This is a genomic window from Streptomyces sp. NPDC054841 (assembly GCF_053611045.1).
Window position 1 is genome coordinate 1 of the sequence record NZ_JBSGZO010000185.1, and the last position, 15,858, is coordinate 15,858.

Annotated in this window: 13 protein-coding genes; 10 read left to right on the forward strand and 3 right to left on the reverse strand. The window is 72.9% G+C overall.

The genetic code is table 11. From position 1 onward, the window contains the following. The first annotated feature begins 60 nt into the window (after positions 1–60). From coaBC to ACWGI8_RS23545, 3 genes are all read left to right on the forward strand, one after another. The gene (gene coaBC, locus ACWGI8_RS23535) at positions 61–1,278 is read left to right on the forward strand and encodes a bifunctional phosphopantothenoylcysteine decarboxylase/phosphopantothenate--cysteine ligase CoaBC (RefSeq protein ID WP_453663676.1); all 1,218 of its coding nucleotides are present in this window, start codon (positions 61–63) and stop codon (positions 1,276–1,278) included. 305 nt (positions 1,279–1,583) lie between these two features. Continuing rightward, positions 1,584–2,792 (forward strand): methionine adenosyltransferase, encoded by a 1,209-nt coding sequence (gene metK / locus ACWGI8_RS23540; protein WP_453663656.1) that lies wholly within the window; start codon positions 1,584–1,586, stop codon positions 2,790–2,792. Between the two features lie 301 nt (positions 2,793–3,093). Continuing rightward, the gene (locus ACWGI8_RS23545) at positions 3,094–5,268 is read left to right on the forward strand and encodes a primosomal protein N' (protein ID WP_453663658.1); all 2,175 of its coding nucleotides are present in this window, start codon (positions 3,094–3,096) and stop codon (positions 5,266–5,268) included. A gap of 197 nt (positions 5,269–5,465) precedes the next feature. Here the strand turns inward: ACWGI8_RS23545 and ACWGI8_RS23550 are convergent, their stop codons facing one another. Beyond that, a complete protein-coding gene (locus tag ACWGI8_RS23550; protein WP_453663660.1) occupies positions 5,466–5,987 on the reverse strand; it encodes a hypothetical protein in 522 nt (173 codons plus the stop codon). Between the two features lie 234 nt (positions 5,988–6,221). Between ACWGI8_RS23550 and fmt the strand changes: the two genes are divergently transcribed. The 4 genes from fmt to ACWGI8_RS23570 all read left to right on the forward strand — a co-directional run bounded on the left by fmt (position 6,222) and on the right by ACWGI8_RS23570 (position 10,767). Further along, on the forward strand, positions 6,222–7,154 hold the full coding sequence (fmt, locus tag ACWGI8_RS23555) for a methionyl-tRNA formyltransferase (RefSeq protein ID WP_453663661.1): 933 nt from the start codon (positions 6,222–6,224) through the stop codon (positions 7,152–7,154). Positions 7,155–7,278: 124 nt separating this feature from the next. Next, positions 7,279–8,712, forward strand: coding sequence for an RsmB/NOP family class I SAM-dependent RNA methyltransferase (locus ACWGI8_RS23560; RefSeq protein WP_453663663.1), 1,434 nt, complete (start codon positions 7,279–7,281; stop codon positions 8,710–8,712). A 249-nt stretch (positions 8,713–8,961) separates the two neighbouring features. Further along, positions 8,962–9,645 carry a ribulose-phosphate 3-epimerase gene (gene rpe / locus ACWGI8_RS23565; RefSeq protein ID WP_453663665.1) on the forward strand — a complete coding sequence of 228 codons (684 nt, stop codon included), beginning with the start codon at positions 8,962–8,964 and terminating at the stop codon, positions 9,643–9,645. Positions 9,646–9,720: 75 nt separating this feature from the next. Further along, positions 9,721–10,767 carry a sugar-binding transcriptional regulator gene (locus ACWGI8_RS23570; RefSeq protein ID WP_453663667.1) on the forward strand — a complete coding sequence of 349 codons (1,047 nt, stop codon included), beginning with the start codon at positions 9,721–9,723 and terminating at the stop codon, positions 10,765–10,767. Between the two features lie 106 nt (positions 10,768–10,873). On the opposite strand, the gene ACWGI8_RS23575 is transcribed toward ACWGI8_RS23570, so the two are convergent. Together ACWGI8_RS23575 and ACWGI8_RS23580 are read right to left on the reverse strand one after the other, a co-directional pair. Beyond that, complete coding sequence (locus ACWGI8_RS23575) at positions 10,874–12,019, reverse strand: amidohydrolase family protein (protein WP_453663669.1); 1,146 nt, start codon at positions 12,017–12,019, stop codon at positions 10,874–10,876. After that, positions 12,020–13,369 carry a glutamine synthetase gene (locus ACWGI8_RS23580; protein ID WP_453663671.1) on the reverse strand — a complete coding sequence of 450 codons (1,350 nt, stop codon included), beginning with the start codon at positions 13,367–13,369 and terminating at the stop codon, positions 12,020–12,022. Positions 13,370–13,438: 69 nt separating this feature from the next. Between ACWGI8_RS23580 and ACWGI8_RS23585 the strand changes: the two genes are divergently transcribed. From ACWGI8_RS23585 to ACWGI8_RS23595, 3 genes are all read left to right on the forward strand, one after another. Beyond that, the gene (locus ACWGI8_RS23585) at positions 13,439–13,861 is read left to right on the forward strand and encodes a ribonuclease domain-containing protein (RefSeq protein WP_453663672.1); all 423 of its coding nucleotides are present in this window, start codon (positions 13,439–13,441) and stop codon (positions 13,859–13,861) included. Next, positions 13,858–14,220 carry a barstar family protein gene (locus ACWGI8_RS23590; RefSeq protein ID WP_453663673.1) on the forward strand — a complete coding sequence of 121 codons (363 nt, stop codon included), beginning with the start codon at positions 13,858–13,860 and terminating at the stop codon, positions 14,218–14,220. The genes ACWGI8_RS23585 and ACWGI8_RS23590 overlap by 4 nt, the downstream gene beginning before the upstream one ends. A 106-nt stretch (positions 14,221–14,326) precedes the next feature. Further along, on the forward strand, positions 14,327–15,769 hold the full coding sequence (locus tag ACWGI8_RS23595) for a GuaB1 family IMP dehydrogenase-related protein (RefSeq protein ID WP_453663675.1): 1,443 nt from the start codon (positions 14,327–14,329) through the stop codon (positions 15,767–15,769). The last annotated feature ends 89 nt before the right edge of the window (positions 15,770–15,858 follow it).

Sequence of the window (15,858 nt, forward strand, 5' to 3'; positions counted from 1 at the left end):
GGCCTGTGGTGTGTCATAGAGGCGATACGTATCGTCATCAGTGGGGGGCGGGGAGACGCAGTGGACAAGCCGAAGGTCGTTCTGGGAGTCAGTGGCGGGATCGCCGCCTACAAGTCGTGCGAGCTGCTGCGCCGGCTGACCGAGTCCGGGCACGACGTTCGGGTCGTCCCCACCGAGTCCGCGCTCCAGTTCGTCGGCGCGGCGACGTGGTCGGCGCTCTCGGGGCACCCGGTCTCGACGGAGGTCTGGTCGGACGTCCACGAAGTGCCGCACGTCCGCATCGGCCAGGGCGCGGACCTCGTCGTGGTCGCGCCGGCCACCGCCGACATGCTGGCGAAGGCCGCCCACGGCCTCGCCGACGACCTCCTCACGAACACTCTGCTCACCGCCCGCTGTCCGGTGGTCTTCGCGCCCGCCATGCACACCGAGATGTGGGAGCACCCGGCCACGCAGGAGAACGTGGCGACGCTGCGCAGCCGCGGCGCCGTCGTCATCGAGCCCGCCGTCGGCCGGCTCACCGGCGTCGACACCGGCAAGGGCCGGCTCCCCGAACCCGGTGAGATCTTCGAGGTCTGCCGCCACGTTCTGAAGAGGCACAGCCTGGCGCGCGGCGTCGCCGTCCCGGACCTGGCCGGCCGTCATGTCGTGGTCAGCGCGGGCGGCACCCGCGAGCCGCTCGACCCCGTCCGCTACCTGGGCAACCGCTCCTCCGGCAAGCAGGGGTACGCCCTGGCCCGCACCGCCGCCGCCCGCGGCGCCCGGGTCACCCTCATCGAGGCCAACACGGGCATGGCCGACCCTGCGGGCGTCGACGTCGTGCACGCGGGGACCGCCGTCCAGCTGCGCGAGGCGGTGCTGAAGGCGGCCGCCGATGCCGACGCCGTGGTGATGGCCGCCGCCGTCGCGGACTTCCGGCCCGCCGTCTACGCCGAAGGCAAGATCAAGAAGAAGGACGGGGAGGGCCCCGCCCCCATCGTGCTGGTGCGGAATCCAGACATTCTCGCGGAGATCTCCGCCGACCGGGCGCGCCCGGGACAGGTGATCGTCGGCTTCGCCGCGGAGACCGACGACGTGCTCGCCAACGGCCGCGACAAGCTCCGTCGCAAGGGCTGTGACCTGCTCGTCGTGAACGAGGTGGGGGAGCGCAAGACGTTCGGCTCCGAAGAGAACGAAGCCGTGGTCCTGGCGGCGGACGGCGGCGAGACGCCGGTGCCGTACGGGCCGAAGGAAGCGCTCGCGGACACGGTGTGGGACCTGGTGGCACCGCGCCTGGCGTGACACACCAACGCCACCGGCGCGCGCGGGGCGGACGACGGCCACGCGGGTGAAACCGGGATTAATGTCTCATTCGCCCCAACGGTGCCGCCGGATGCGCCGAAAACTGCCCATTCGGCCGCGGGCGAGGGCATGATCGCCGTAATGTCTCAGGCGGTTTCTGCGGCGGTGTGACTCCCACGTAGCGAGACGCGTGGTCCAACGGCCGAAAGCGACCGATAAACTGTCTCTCGGAACGACGCGGGGCGCAGCCCCCCGGCCGGTCCGCCAATGATCAGCCAGCAGCCGCTGCAACCCCAGGGAGCGTTGTGTCCCGTCGCCTGTTCACCTCGGAGTCCGTGACCGAGGGTCACCCCGACAAGATCGCTGACCAGATCAGCGACACCATTCTCGACGCACTGCTGCGGGAGGACCCCACCTCCCGTGTTGCCGTGGAGACCTTGATCACCACCGGTCTTGTGCACGTGGCCGGCGAGGTGACGACGAAGGCGTGGGCCGACATCCCCACGCTGGTGCGCAACAAGATCCTCGAGATCGGCTACGACTCCTCGAAGAAGGGCTTCGACGGCGCCTCCTGCGGCGTCTCGGTGTCCATCGGCTCCCAGTCCCCCGACATCGCCCAGGGCGTCGACACGGCGTACGAGAGCCGTGTGGAGGGCGATGACGACGAGCTCGACAAGCAGGGCGCGGGCGACCAGGGCCTGATGTTCGGGTACGCGTGCGACGAGACCCCCGAGCTGATGCCGCTGCCGATCTACCTGGCGCACCGGCTCTCCCGCCGCCTGTCCGAGGTCCGCAAGAACGGGACGATCCCGTACCTGCGCCCGGACGGAAAGACCCAGGTCACCATCGAGTACGACGGCGACAAGGCCGTCCGCCTCGACACCGTCGTGGTCTCCTCGCAGCACGCCTCCGACATCGACCTCGACTCGCTGCTCGCGCCCGACATCCGTGAGTTCGTCGTCGAGCACGTCCTGAAGCAGCTCGTCGAGGACGGCATCAAGCTGGACACCGATGGCTACCGGCTGCTGGTCAACCCGACCGGCCGCTTCGAGATCGGCGGCCCGATGGGCGACGCGGGCCTGACCGGCCGCAAGATCATCATCGACACTTACGGCGGCATGGCCCGCCACGGTGGCGGCGCCTTCTCCGGCAAGGACCCGTCCAAGGTCGACCGCTCCGCCGCCTACGCGATGCGCTGGGTCGCCAAGAACGTCGTGGCCGCCGGCCTCGCCTCCCGCTGCGAGGTCCAGGTCGCGTACGCGATCGGCAAGGCCGAGCCGGTGGGCCTCTTCGTGGAGACCTTCGGCACCGCCGCGGTCGACACCGAGAAGATCGAGAACGCCATCGCCGAGGTCTTCGACCTCCGCCCGGCCGCGATCATCCGCGACCTCGACCTGCTCCGCCCGATCTACGCCCAGACCGCGGCGTACGGCCACTTCGGCCGCGAGCTCCCCGACTTCACCTGGGAGCGCACGGACCGCGTGGACGCGCTGCGCGCGGCGGCCGGCCTGTAGGACCTGCGCCGCTCCATCCGGCCTGTACTGCTCAACGGCCCCGGACCGCATCGGTCCGGGGCCGTTGTGTGTTCCACGTGTCCCGTGGGCATGTGGGTCCCGTCGGCCCGGACAAAATCCCGGCGGGCCGGGCGAGCGGAGCCGTGCGCTGCTGATCTCCCGGTGCGAGGACGTCGGTTACTTCGGTGGAGTACGCCCCGTGGCGTGCGGTGAATCTGGAAATCGCTGACCGCCGTCGACTGGATCTCGGGAACTTCCCGCTGGACCGCCGCTGTCAGTGGCCTCTGGTAGGAATGTGGCTGTGAGCAGCGACAACGAACGTTCCGAGCGGCCCGGCGACGGTCCGCCGGAGCAGCTTGCGCTCATCCGGGAGACCGTGCGGAAGGCGAAGGTGCCCCGGGCGAAGCCCCGGACCTGGCGGGGCGCCGCGCTTGCCGCGGAACTGCCCGTGGCACGGGTCGTCGTCAACAAAGGCGTGCTCCATCTCGATCAGTACTTCGACTACGCGGTGCCCGAGGAGCTCGACGCCGACGCACAGCCCGGCGTGCGGGTGCGGGTGCGGTTCGGGGCCGGGGCACATCAGGTGCGGGACGGGCGGCGTGAGGGCGGGCGGCTGATCGACGGGTTCGTCGTCGAGCGGCGGGCCGAGTCGGACTACTCCGGGCCGTTGGCCGCGCTCGCCGACGTCGTCTCGCCCGAGCCGGTACTCAGCCCCGAGCTGCTGGCCCTGGCCCGCGCCGTCGCCGACCGGTACGCGGGCAGTCTGGCCGACGTCCTGCAGCTCGCGGTGCCGCCCAGGAGCGCGCGGGCCGAGTCGAAGCCGTCGCCGGAGCCGCTGCCACCGCCCGCCGCGCCGGACGCGGGGAGCTGGGGACGGTACGGGCGGGGGCCCGCGTTTCTGGAGGCGCTGGCGGGCGGAGGTGCGCCGCGGGCCGTGTGGACCGCGCTCCCCGGGCCGCACTGGGCGGAGGAACTGGCCCGTGCCGTGGCGGCGACCCTGGCGTCCGGGCGCGGCGCGCTCGTCGTCGTGCCCGACGGGCGGGCCGTCGCCCGGGTCGACGCCGCGTTCACCGCGCTCCTCGGCGAAGGACGGCACGCGGTGCTGACCGCCGAGGCCGGGCCCGAGAAGCGGTACCGGCAGTGGCTGGCCGTGCGGCGTGGCTCCGTACGGGCGGTGGTCGGCACCCGGGCCGCGATGTTCGCTCCCGTACGGGACCTCGGGCTGGTCGCGATATGGGACGACGGCGACGCCAGCCACAGCGAGCCGCACGCCCCGCTGCCGCACGCGCGCGAAGTGCTGCTGCTGCGCGCCGCACATGACCGATGCGCGTTCCTGCTGGGCAGCACGAGCTGCACCGTGGAGGCCGCGCAGCTCGTCGGGACCGGCTGGGCGCAGCCCCTGGCCGCGGACCGGGAGCAGGTGCGCCGTGCTGCCCCACTGGTCCGCACGGTCGGCGACGGCGAACTCGCCCGGGACGAGGCGGCGCGGGCCGCCCGGCTCCCCTCGCTGGCCTGGCAGACCGTCCGGGACGGGCTGCGCTCCGGTCCGGTGCTGGTCCAGGTGCCCCGGCGGGGGTACGTGCCGAGGCTTGCCTGCGAGAGGTGCCGTACGCCCGCGCGCTGCCGGCACTGCGCCGGGCCGCTGGAGGCGCCGGGGGAGCGGGAACTGCGGTGCGGGTGGTGCGGGCAGGACGCCACGGGGTGGCACTGCGCGGAGTGCGGCAGCGTCCGGCTGCGCGCCCAGGTGGTGGGCGCACGGCGTACCGCGGAGGAGCTGGGGCGTGCGTTCCCGGCCGTGCCGGGGCGCACGTCCGGGCGGGACCATGTCCTGGACACCGTGTCCGGTCGGCCCGCGCTCGTGGTCAGCACCCCCGGCGCGGAACCGGTCGCCGAGGGCGGCTACGCGGCGGCGCTGCTCCTGGACGGCTGGGCCATGCTCGGGCGGCCCGACCTCAGGGCGGGCGAGGAGGCGCTCCGGCGCTGGATGGACGCCGCCTCGCTGGTACGCGGCCAGGCGGACGGCGGCACGGTCGTGGTCGTCGCCGAGCCCACGCTCCGGCCGGTGCAGGCGTTGGTGCGCTGGGACCCCGTCGGCCACGCACAGCGCGAGCTGGCCGAGCGGGCCGAGCTGGGCTTTCCGCCGGTGTCGCGGATGGCGGCGGTGACGGGGCGGCCGGAGGCGGTGGCCGCGTTCCTGGCCGCGGCGGAGCTGCCGCGCGACGCGGAGGTGCTGGGGCCGGTGCCGGTATCGGCGCCTCCGGCCGGTCCGGGCCGCCCGCGTCGGTCCGGAGACCCTCCCGCCGCTTCGCAGGGGGGACCCCGGCCGGGGGAGGCGTGGGAGCGGGCGCTCCTTCGGGTGCCCCCGGGGAGCGGTGCGGCGCTGGCGGCTGCGCTGAAGTCCGCCCAGGTCTCCCGGCTCGCCCGGGGCGGCGGTGACCCGGTCCGCATCCGGGTCGATCCTCCGGACATCGGCTGACGCTGGGCCGCCTCCGACGGGAGGGGGTCTTGAGGGCGCCCGGCTACCGCGGCGACGGGATCCGCGGCCGGTTGCGGTCCGGGCCGACTGCCGTCCGAGGGGGCTGTCCGAGGGGCCCCACAGGGCAGCGCACGCGGCCACACACGGAGCCGCCCCGACGTACCGCGGGGCACGGCGGGGCGGCCGGAGCGGAGGGGTCAGCCGTTGCGCGGGCCGGGGAAGGCGCTCGGGCGGACCTCCTCGCGGAGGGAGTGGGCGCTCGCCGTGGGCTGCGGCGGCATCGAGCGGGCGGCGGGCACCGCGGGGGCGACCGGCAACGTGCGGGTCGTGCCCGGCTCGGTCTCCGGCGGGGCGGCGACGGGCTGCGGGGCCGCCCGCCGTGACCCGTAACGGCGGTGCACGGCCTGCTTCGTGACGCCCAGTGCCGAGCCCACCGCGTCCCACGAGAAGCCCAGCGAACGGTCGAAGTCCACCGCCGCGGTCACCAACGTCTCGACGCTGTCGCGCAGTTCCTGCGCGAGACGGACGGTCGGGGCCGGAGCCCTTCCGTAGACGACGAAGCCCGTGGAGGGGCCGGATCGACGTGGACGGTAGACGTTGCCCAACTGGGCCGTGAGCGTGCGCAGAGCGTCCACCTGCCGGCGGACCCGCTCGATGTCCCGCACCAACAGATGCAGACTCGCCCGGGCTTGGGCGTCGTGGGTTGCGTGGTCGGCCATTGAACAAGCCTCTCGAACCGGCGTTGAAAAGGATCGGGCCGCACCGGGGCGGCCCGTTTCGGTCAATCTCTCTTGACCAACGCGCCACCTGGCGTTGTGGTCACGGTGCACGGGCGCAAGGGCATATGCCCGGGGCGCGCAACCGTCCGTGCGCCCCCTGTCGGCGTCGGCAAATAGACTGGTGCGTCGCGCGTCAATCCCGGCACCCCGGCACCACAGAGCGAGGTAAACACCGTGAAACTTGTCTTCGCAGGCACCCCCGAGGTCGCCGTACCCGCCCTGGACGCCCTGATCGCCTCGGACCGGCACGAGGTCGCGGCCGTCGTCACCCGGCCGGACGCGCCCGCGGGCCGCGGCCGCCGGCTGGTGGCCAGCCCGGTCGCCCAGCGCGCGGAGGAGGCCGGGATCGAGGTCCTCAGGCCCGTCAAGCCACGGGACGAGGACTTCCTTTCGCGGCTGCGCGAGATCGCACCCGACTGCTGCCCGGTCGTCGCGTACGGCGCGCTGCTGCCCAAGAGCGCTCTGGACATCCCCGCGAACGGCTGGGTGAATCTGCACTTCTCGCTGCTGCCCGCCTGGCGGGGCGCCGCGCCCGTACAGCACGCGATCCTCGCGGGCGACGAGATGACGGGCGCGTCCACGTTCCAGATCGAGGAGGGCCTGGACTCCGGGCCGGTCTACGGGGTGATCACCGAGCACGTACGGTCCACCGACACCAGCGGTGACCTGCTCACCCGGCTCGCCTTCGCGGGCGCCGGGCTGCTCCTGGCGACGATGGACGGAATCGAGGACGGCACGCTGAAGGCCGTACCGCAGCCCTCCGAAGGCATCACGCACGCCCCGAAGATCAGCGTCGAGGACGCCCACCTGGACTGGCAGGCGCCCGCGCTCCGCGTCGACCGCATGGTGCGCGGCTGCACGCCCGCGCCCGGCGCCTGGACCCTGTTCCGGGGCGAGCGGCTGAAGCTGGTCAACGTCTCGCTGGTTCCGGACCGTACGGACCTGACGCCCGGTGAGCTCGCGGCGGGCAAGAACAACGTGTACGCGGGCACCGGCTCGCACGCCGTCGAGCTGCACTGGGTGCAGCCGCAGGGCAAGAAGCCGATGCGCGCCGCGGACTGGGCGCGCGGGGTGCGGATCGCCCCGGGGGAGCGGCTCGGTGCGTAGCCCCTGTCCGGGCGCCGTTGTGCGACGGCGGCGGTGGGTGACGGAGGCGAGCCTGCGTTGCCGCCGGCATGGGCGGCCGACGTAGGCTGAATGGGTTCGACCCTTTCGAAACGCGGAGCACCTTTTGAGCGAGCAGAGCCGTCGCCGTCCCCACAAGCCGTACCGCCGCCCGAAGAAGGACCCCGTGCGGATCCTCGCCTTCGACGCGCTGCGGGCCGTCGACGAGCGCGACGCGTACGCCAATCTCGTCCTGCCTCCGCTGCTGCGGAAGGCCCGTGAGCAGGGTGACTTCGACAGCCGGGACGCGGCGCTCGCGACGGAGCTGGTGTACGGGACGCTGCGCCGCCAGGGCACGTACGACGCGATCATCGCCGCGTGCATCGACCGGCCGCTGCGCGAGGTCGACCCGCCGGTGCTGGACGTGCTGTCGCTCGGCGCCCACCAGCTCCTGGGAACGCGCATCCCGACGCATGCGGCGGTCTCGGCGAGTGTGGAACTGGCGCGGGTGGTGCTCGGGGACGGCCGGGCGAAGTTCGTGAACGCCGTACTGCGGAAGATCTCGCAGGAAGACCTCGACGGCTGGCTGGAGCGGGTCGCTCCGCCGTACGACGACGACGCCGAGGAGCATCTGGCCGTTGTCCACTCGCATCCCCGGTGGGTCGTCTCGGCGTTGTGGGACGCGCTGGGCGGCGGCCGAGCCGGTATCGAGGACCTGCTGGAGGCCGACAACGAGCGGCCCGAGGTGACGCTGGTCGCCCGGCCCGGACGGGCCACGACGGACGAGCTGCTCGATCTGCTCGGCGAGGAGGCCGGGCTGCCGGGGCGCTGGTCCCCGTACGCCGTGCGCCTGGCCGAGGGCGGTGAGCCCGGCGCGCTCGAGCCCGTGCGTGAGGGACGCGCGGGCGTCCAGGACGAGGGCAGCCAGCTCGTCGCGATCGCGCTGGCCGACGCACCGCTGGAGGGCTCCGACGCGCGCTGGCTCGACGGCTGCGCGGGACCGGGCGGCAAGGCGGCCCTGCTGGGTGCGCTGGCCGCCCGGCGCGGCGCCGCGCTGCTGGCCTCCGAGAAGCAGCCGCACCGCGCGCGGCTGGTGGAGCGGGCGCTGGCCGGGAACCCGGGTCCGTACCAGGTCATCGCCGCGGACGGCACCCGCCCGCCGTGGCAGCCCGGCTCGTTCGACCGCGTTCTCGTCGACGTCCCCTGCTCCGGCCTCGGCGCGCTGCGCCGGCGCCCCGAGGCCCGCTGGCGCCGCCGCCCCGAGGACCTGGACGGCTTCGCCCCGCTCCAGCGCGAACTGCTGCGCGAGGCGCTCAGGGCGGTCAGGGTCGGTGGCGTCGTCGGATACGCCACGTGCTCACCGCATCTCGCCGAGACCCGGGTGGTCGTGGAGGACGTCCTCAAGGGCCGCGGCGGTGCGCCGGCCGAGGCCGAGTGGATCGACGCCCGCCCGCTGATGCCGGGCGTACCGGCGCTGGGCGACGGGCCGGACGTCCAGCTGTGGCCGCATCTGCACGGTACGGACGCGATGTATCTGGCGTTGCTGCGGCGCACGGCGTAACCGCCGTTGTAGCCGTCGCAGGCAGGCAGGGCAGGCAGGGCAGGCAGGGCAGGCAGGGCAGGCAGGGCAGGGCGGCAGCGGGTAGCCGGCGCCTCGGTACGGCGGGCCTGCGGTACCGCCGGACCCGCGCCGTCCGGATGTCCGGATCGCGCAGTGTGCGGCGGTACCGGGAGGCATGGATGCAGAGGACAGCCGTCTTCGGTCCGGACCGGGGCGGGGAAGCGCCCGGGAACATGGCAGTCTTGGCACATGGCCCAGATCAACCCCAGCATCCTGTCCGCCGACTTCGCCCGGCTCGCCGAGGAGGCGAAGGCCGTCGAAGGCGCCGACTGGCTCCACGTCGATGTCATGGACAACCACTTCGTGCCCAATCTGACGCTGGGCGTTCCGGTCGTCGAATCACTCAGCCGCGCCACGGACACCCCGCTGGACTGCCATCTGATGATCGAGAACCCGGACCGCTGGGCTCCGCAGTACGTGGAGGCGGGCGCCGGTTCCGTCACCTTCCATGTGGAGGCCGCCGCGGCGCCCGTGCGTCTCGCGCGGGAGATCCGGGCCAAGGGCGCGCGCGCCTCGATGGCGCTCAAGCCCGCCACGCCCATCGAGCCGTACGAGGACCTGCTCCCCGAGCTCGACATGCTGCTGATCATGACCGTCGAGCCGGGTTTCGGCGGTCAGGCGTTCCTGGACATCATGCTCCCGAAGATCCGCCGCACGCGGGAGCTGATCACCAAGCACGGTCTGGAGCTGTGGCTCCAGGTCGACGGCGGAGTCGCGGAGTCCACGATCGAGCAGTGTGCCGAGGCGGGCGCCGATGTGTTCGTCGCGGGATCCGCGGTGTACGGGGCCGAGGACCCCGCCGAGGCGGTCCGCTCCCTGCGCGAGCAGGCGGACCGGACGATCGCCTCGGCGCCCTGGGCATGCAACCACTGAGCCACGCTTACGTGAACGGGGCCCGACTGGGCTGATCAATAACCCCCGGATCTGACAGGATGACGGTTCCGGAGTGTGAACAGCAGTGAGGAGATCGCGGTGTCTGCTATGTCGGCGGGACGGTCGGCCCTGCGGATGGGACCCGCGGAGCTGGTGCAGGCGGCGGCCATGGCCCGTCGCTTCTATCTCGAGGGCAAATCCAAGATCCAGATCGCGGAGGAGTTCGGCGTCAGCCGCTTCAAGGTGGCCCGGGTCCTGGAGACCGCGCTCGAACGCGACCTCGTACGGATCGAGATCCGCGTGCCCGCCGAGCTGGACGCGGAGCGCTCCGACGCGCTCCGGGCCCGCTACGGCCTGCGGCACGCGGTCGTCGTCGAATCCCCGACCGAGGGGGAGGACGAGTCCCCCGACCCCGAGAACCTGGGCGAGGTCGCCGCGGATCTGCTCGGTGAGCTCGTGAACGAGGGGGACGTGCTCGGTCTGGCGTGGGGCCGCTCGACGATCCACATGGCCGCGGCGCTCGACCGGCTGCCCCCGTGCACGGTCGTCCAGCTCACGGGGGTCTACGACGCCGGGACCGCGGAGCGCGGCTCGGTGGAGGCGGTGCGGCGGGCCGCCCAGGTCTCGGGCGGCGAGGCGCACCCGATCTACGCGCCGATGCTGCTGCCGGACCCGGCGACGGCGGCGGCGCTGCGCAATCAGACGGGCATCGCCCGCGCCTTCGAGTACTTCGACAAGGTGACGGTGGCCTGTGTCTCCATCGGCTCCTGGGAGCCGGGCATCTCGACGGTCCACGACATGCTCACCGACGAGGAGCGGGCTCACTACGCCTCGCTCGGCGTCGCCGCGGAGATGTCGGCGCATCTGTTCGACGCGGACGGCCGCCGGGTCGGTCGTGACCTCGGCGAGCGCTGCATCACGGTCGAGGCCGACCGACTGCGCCGGATCCCCGAGGTCGTGGCGATCGCGGGCGGCCAGCGCAAGGCGGCGGCGATCGGGGCGGTGCTGCGGTCGGGGCTCGTGACCAGCCTGGTCACGGACACCGCGGCGGCGGACCACCTGCTGACCGAGTCCCGCCCGGGGCCGCGTCCTGCTCTGGAGCGGGCCGACCCGGACGACTGACGGGCGGGTCCCGGCAGGGCATCCGCGGTGGGCGCGCCGGCCGGCCGCAGGAGCGTGCGCGCGGAGTCGCGAGGACCCCGCCGGGCGCCGGGCGCGGGGCTCGTGGTCAGGGCGGGTCGGGCTGCGAGGCCGCCGGCCCGGCAGTGCCCAGGCCGTACAGGCGCTCGGCGTTTCCCCTGGCCAGGAGGTGCGCCACGCGTTCGGCGTCCACCCCGGACCAGGCGCCGGACGCCGTCCAGCCGTCGAGAAGGCGGGTCAGCCCCTCCTCGAAGACGCGCGCGCCGACGACGTACAGCTCAGGGAGTCCGTACGCGTCGCTGGAGTACAGCAGTTTGCCGAACGGGGTGAGCTCCAGTGCCTCGGCGAGGACTTCCGTGGCGCGTGCGCCCGTGTGGGAGAGAGCCAGGCCGACATCCGCGTACACATGTGTGAACACATGGGCGAGGTAGGCGGCGTGCCGGTGGTACGGGTATCCGTGCAGGAGCACCAGCGGGCAGCCGTACGGGGCCACGGCCCGGATGAAGTCCGTCAGGAGCAGCGGATCGCAGCGGTCGAGGCGCAGATCGGGATCGCCGAAGCCGGTGTGGAGCTGGAGGGGCAGCCCCGTGCGGACCGCCGACCACAGCAGGTGGCGCAGCAGGACGGGGTCGGTGAGCCGCCCGCCCGGCCCGCGGCCGTCCAGCCAGCGCGCGGCGGCGGAGTGCACCTCGGCCGCGGTCGGCGGGTCGGGGTCGAGTCCCAGGCCGTAGCGGTACGCGGCGATCGACTTGAACCCCGCCGCAGTACGGGACGCTGCGGTGACGGCATGGTCGAACACTTCGAGGAACATCCCGGGGCCGTGGGCCGAGTCCGCCGTGTGCTCGGCCAGCGCCTCCAGCCGTACGATCGTGTGCGCCTCGCCGCCGCCGAGCTCCGCGAGATCGGCGGGGCCCGTCAGATCACCCGGCAGCCCGGTGTCGACGAGGTACATGCCCGTGCCGCTCGCCCGCAACAGCCTCCGCGTCGCCTCCTCGGCACCGAGCTCGCCGCGGCGCTCCAGATACCGGTCGGGCGGGCAGTGCGGCTCCAGGCCGAGCAGCGGCGGGCACCATCGGCGCACGGCGAACCCCAGCTGGGTGTCGAAGAAGCTGGTGCCGGGCGCGGCCGGAGCTTGCGACTCCGTCAGGTAGGAGGCGAACTCGTCGGCATCCGGGGCGTGGCGCAGGACCCCGTGGCAGTGGTGGTCGACGAGCGGCGCGATTGCGAGATCCATTCAGTACCGCCCGCGCGTGGCCTCGGCGATCTCCTGCGGACTCCTGCCGTCGAAGAGCTCGCTCTCCGCCCGGCGTACGGCGACGATCGCCTCGAACAGCTCCTCGCCGAGCGCCTCACGCAGGACGTCCGAGCGCACGAAGTGCTCCACCGCCTCGTCCAGTGTCCGCGGCAGCCGCGCCGGCCCGTCCGGCGCCGCGGTCGCGGACACCGCCGGGTCGCCCTGCACCGGCTCCGGCAGCTTCGCCCCGGCCTCCACGCCCGCCAGCCCCGCCGCGATCACCGCGCCCGTCACCAGATACGGATTGGCCGCCGCGTCGAAGCATTTGACCTCGGCGTTCGCGCCGTCCGGGTCGTCCGGGGCGCCGGTGATGAAGCGGAGGGCGGCCTCGCGGTTCTCCAGGCCCCAGCACTGGAAGACGCCGGCCCAGCGCGACGGTTCGAGGCGCAGATAGCTCGCCGGGGTCGGCGCCCCGACGGCGAGGAGGGCGGGGAGGGCGTCCAGGACGCCCGCCAGGAAGGACTCGCTCTCATCCGTCATCGCGAACGGGCCCTCGCCGCCCCGGCACAGGTTCCGCCCGTCCCGCCACAGGCTCAGATGCAGATGCCCGCCGTTGCCGACCTTGCCCGCCTCCACGACCGGGCCGAACAGAGCCGTGAGGCCGTGCCGCAGTGTCACCGCGCGGATGGTCTCGCGGACCAGTACGGCGAGATCCGCCGCGCCCACGGGGTCCGACGGTGCCACCGACACCTCGAACTGCCCGGCCGCGTACTCGGGGTGGATCTGGAGTACCTCGACGCCCTGCGCGACCAGTGCGCGCAGCACCTCGTTCACGTAGTCGGAGAGCTCGACCACCCGGGCCATCCCGTACGCGGGCCCGGCCCACGGGTACCCGCCGTCCCGCTGCACGGTCCACTCCGTCTCGAAGCCCATCCGCAGCTCGATGCCGCGCTCGGCGGCCCGTCGGGCCATCCGCCGGGCGAACAGCCGCTGACAGGCGCCGTACGGCTCCCCCTGCTGGTCGTAGCGGTCGACCGGTGCCCACGCCCAGCCGGGCTGTCCCGCGAGCACGGTCAGCCGTTCCAGGTCCGGTACGAGTCTCAGGTCGCCGTCCGGACCCCCGATGTGCCGGCTGGTGGTGATCGAATCGTCCACGAGGTACACGTCGAAGACCGGGGACATGCCGACGCCGCGCGTGGCGGCGGGCGCGAGGCGGCCGACGGGGACGGCCTTGACCCGGGTGAGGCCGGCATTGTCCACCCAGGTCAGGGCCACTCCGTGGACGCTCTCGGCGGTCAGCCTCGCGGCTTCCTGACGGGCGGCGCGCTGTGTCTCGTCACTATGCTGCACGGGGCATTCCCTACCCGCGCAGCCCGATCTTCACCGTCTTCGCCCGGCGGGCGTGACAGCATCGGCGCCATGTCCCTCCGGCCCGTCCGGCCCCTCCGGCTTCTCCTGGCGCTGTCGGCCATCCTGGGCCTGCTGCTGACCGGCTGCTCCGCCGGCTCCGGCGCCGGCTCCGGCCCTGGCTCCGACGTGCCGAGCCCGGCACCCACCGGCACGGCCCTGGCGATCGTCCGCGTCGCGGAACTGCCACCCGAAGCCCGCGAGACCCTGCGTCTGATCGAGCGCGGCGGGCCGTTCCCCTACGAGAAGGACGGCGCCACGTTCGGCAACTTCGAGCGGATCCTGCCGGAGCAGAAGCGCGGCTACTACCGCGAGTACACGGTGCGCACCCCCGGCGAGAGCGACCGCGGTGCCCGCCGCATCGTCACGGGGCAGGAAGGGGAGATCTACTACACCGACGACCACTACAAGACGTTCAGGGAAGTGCTCCCATGAGAAACGGTCCCCTTGCGGCTCTTTTCGGCGCCGTCGCAGGCCGGAACGTGACCGTGCTCGACCTCCACGGCGTCAGGGACAAGACGGCCTTCATGGAACGCTGCGCCGCCGACCTGGAACTGCCCGCCTGGTTCGGCCGGAACTGGGACGCGCTCGCCGACTGCCTCACCGATCTGCCGGGGGAGGAGGGCACACTCGTCCTCGTCTGCCGCTGGCAGGAGTACGCCAGGGCCCGGCCCGGTGAGTGGGAGACCGCCCAGGAGGTCTTCGCCCAGGCGGTGGACAGCATGCCGCGGCAGCTCGCCGTGCTGCTCACCCTTGGAGGATCCGACGAACGACGGTCGCGCGGTACTGGATGATCAGCCCTGACGGTTCCTTCCCCGCGCCATGGGACAATGAAGTACGTGCGTTTTCCCCGGCTGCAATGCCCGGGGGTCACCTCCGATCGACTGGGATGTTCTGCACGTGCGTTTCCTCAATGACCTCAAGCCGCCGTACGACCTGACGTACGACGACGTGTTCATGGTGCCGAGCCGCTCCGCGGTCGGCTCCCGCCAGGGCGTCGACCTCGCCTCCCCGGACGGCACGGGAACCACCATCCCGCTGGTCGTCGCCAACATGACCGCGATCGCGGGCCGCCGGATGGCCGAGACCGTGGCCCGCCGCGGCGGGCTCGTCGTCATCCCGCAGGACATCCCGATCGAGGTCGTCACCGACGTGATCTCCTGGGTCAAGACGCGTCACCTCGTGCTCGACACCCCGATCGTGCTGACCCCGCACCAGACCGTCGCCGACGCGCTGTCCCTGCTGCCCAAGCGGGCGCACAACGCGGGTGTCGTCGTCGACGGGGAGCAGCGCCCGGTCGGCGTCGTCACCGAGCACGACCTGTCCGGCGTGGACCGCTTCACGCAGTTGTCCGAGGTCATGTCCAAGGACCTGCTGCTGATCGACGCGGACATCGATCCGAGCGAGGCGTTCACGACCCTCGACAACGCCAACCGCAAGATCGCGCCCGCGGTCGACCGGGACGGCAAGCTCGTCGGCATCCTCACCCGCAAGGGCGCGCTGCGCGCGACCCTGTACACCCCGGCCACCGACGCCAACGGCAAGCTGCGCATCGCGGCCGCCGTCGGCATCAACGGCGACTTCGTGGCCAAGGCCAAGCAGCTGCTCGACGCGGGGGTGGACACGCTCGTCATCGACACGGCCCACGGCCACCAGGAGTCGATGATCTCCGCGATCAAGGCCGTGCGCGGTCTCGACCCGAAGGTCCCGATCGTCGCGGGCAACATCGTGGCGGCCGAGGGAGTCAAGGACCTGATCGAGGCCGGCGCGGACATCATCAAGGTCGGCGTGGGCCCGGGCGCCATGTGCACCACCCGCATGATGACGGGTGTGGGCCGGCCGCAGTTCTCCGCCGTCCTGGAGTGCGCCGCCGAGGCGAAGAAGTACGGCAAGCACGTGTGGGCCGACGGCGGTGTCCGTCACCCGCGCGACGTCGCCATGGCACTCGCCGCCGGTGCGTCCAACGTGATGGTCGGCTCCTGGTTCGCGGGCACGTACGAGTCCCCCGGCGACCTTCAGCACACCGCTGACGGGCGCCCGTACAAGGAGTCCTTCGGCATGGCCTCCGCGCGCGCCGTGCAGAACCGCACCAGCGAGGAGTCGGCGTACGACCGGGCCCGCAAGGCGCTCTTCGAGGAGGGCATCTCCACCTCGCGGATGTTCCTCGACCCGGCCCGCCCGGGCGTCGAGGACCTGATCGACTCGATCATCGCGGGCGTCCGCTCCTCCTGCACCTACGCGGGCGCCGGCTCGCTGGAGGAGTTCGCCGAGAAGGCGATCGTCGGCATCCAGAGCGCCGCGGGCTACGCGGAGGGCAAGCCGCTGCACGCCAGCTGGAACTAGTCTTTCCGGCACGGCCAACTGGCCGGCGCCAACAGGTCAGCGACACGGTAACGGCCCCCGGGATCTTCCCGGGGGCCGTTCCCGTACCC

Coding starts and splice junctions, on each gene's coding strand:
- ACWGI8_RS23550 (WP_453663660.1), bottom strand. CDS start 5,987: ATGGCCGACCACGCAACCCACGACGCCCAAGCCCGGGCGAGTCTGCAT.
- rpe (WP_453663665.1), top strand. CDS start 8,962: ATGGCCCAGATCAACCCCAGCATCCTGTCCGCCGACTTCGCCCGGCTC.
- ACWGI8_RS23575 (WP_453663669.1), bottom strand. CDS start 12,019: ATGGATCTCGCAATCGCGCCGCTCGTCGACCACCACTGCCACGGGGTC.
- ACWGI8_RS23585 (WP_453663672.1), top strand. CDS start 13,439: ATGTCCCTCCGGCCCGTCCGGCCCCTCCGGCTTCTCCTGGCGCTGTCG.
- ACWGI8_RS23590 (WP_453663673.1), top strand. CDS start 13,858: ATGAGAAACGGTCCCCTTGCGGCTCTTTTCGGCGCCGTCGCAGGCCGG.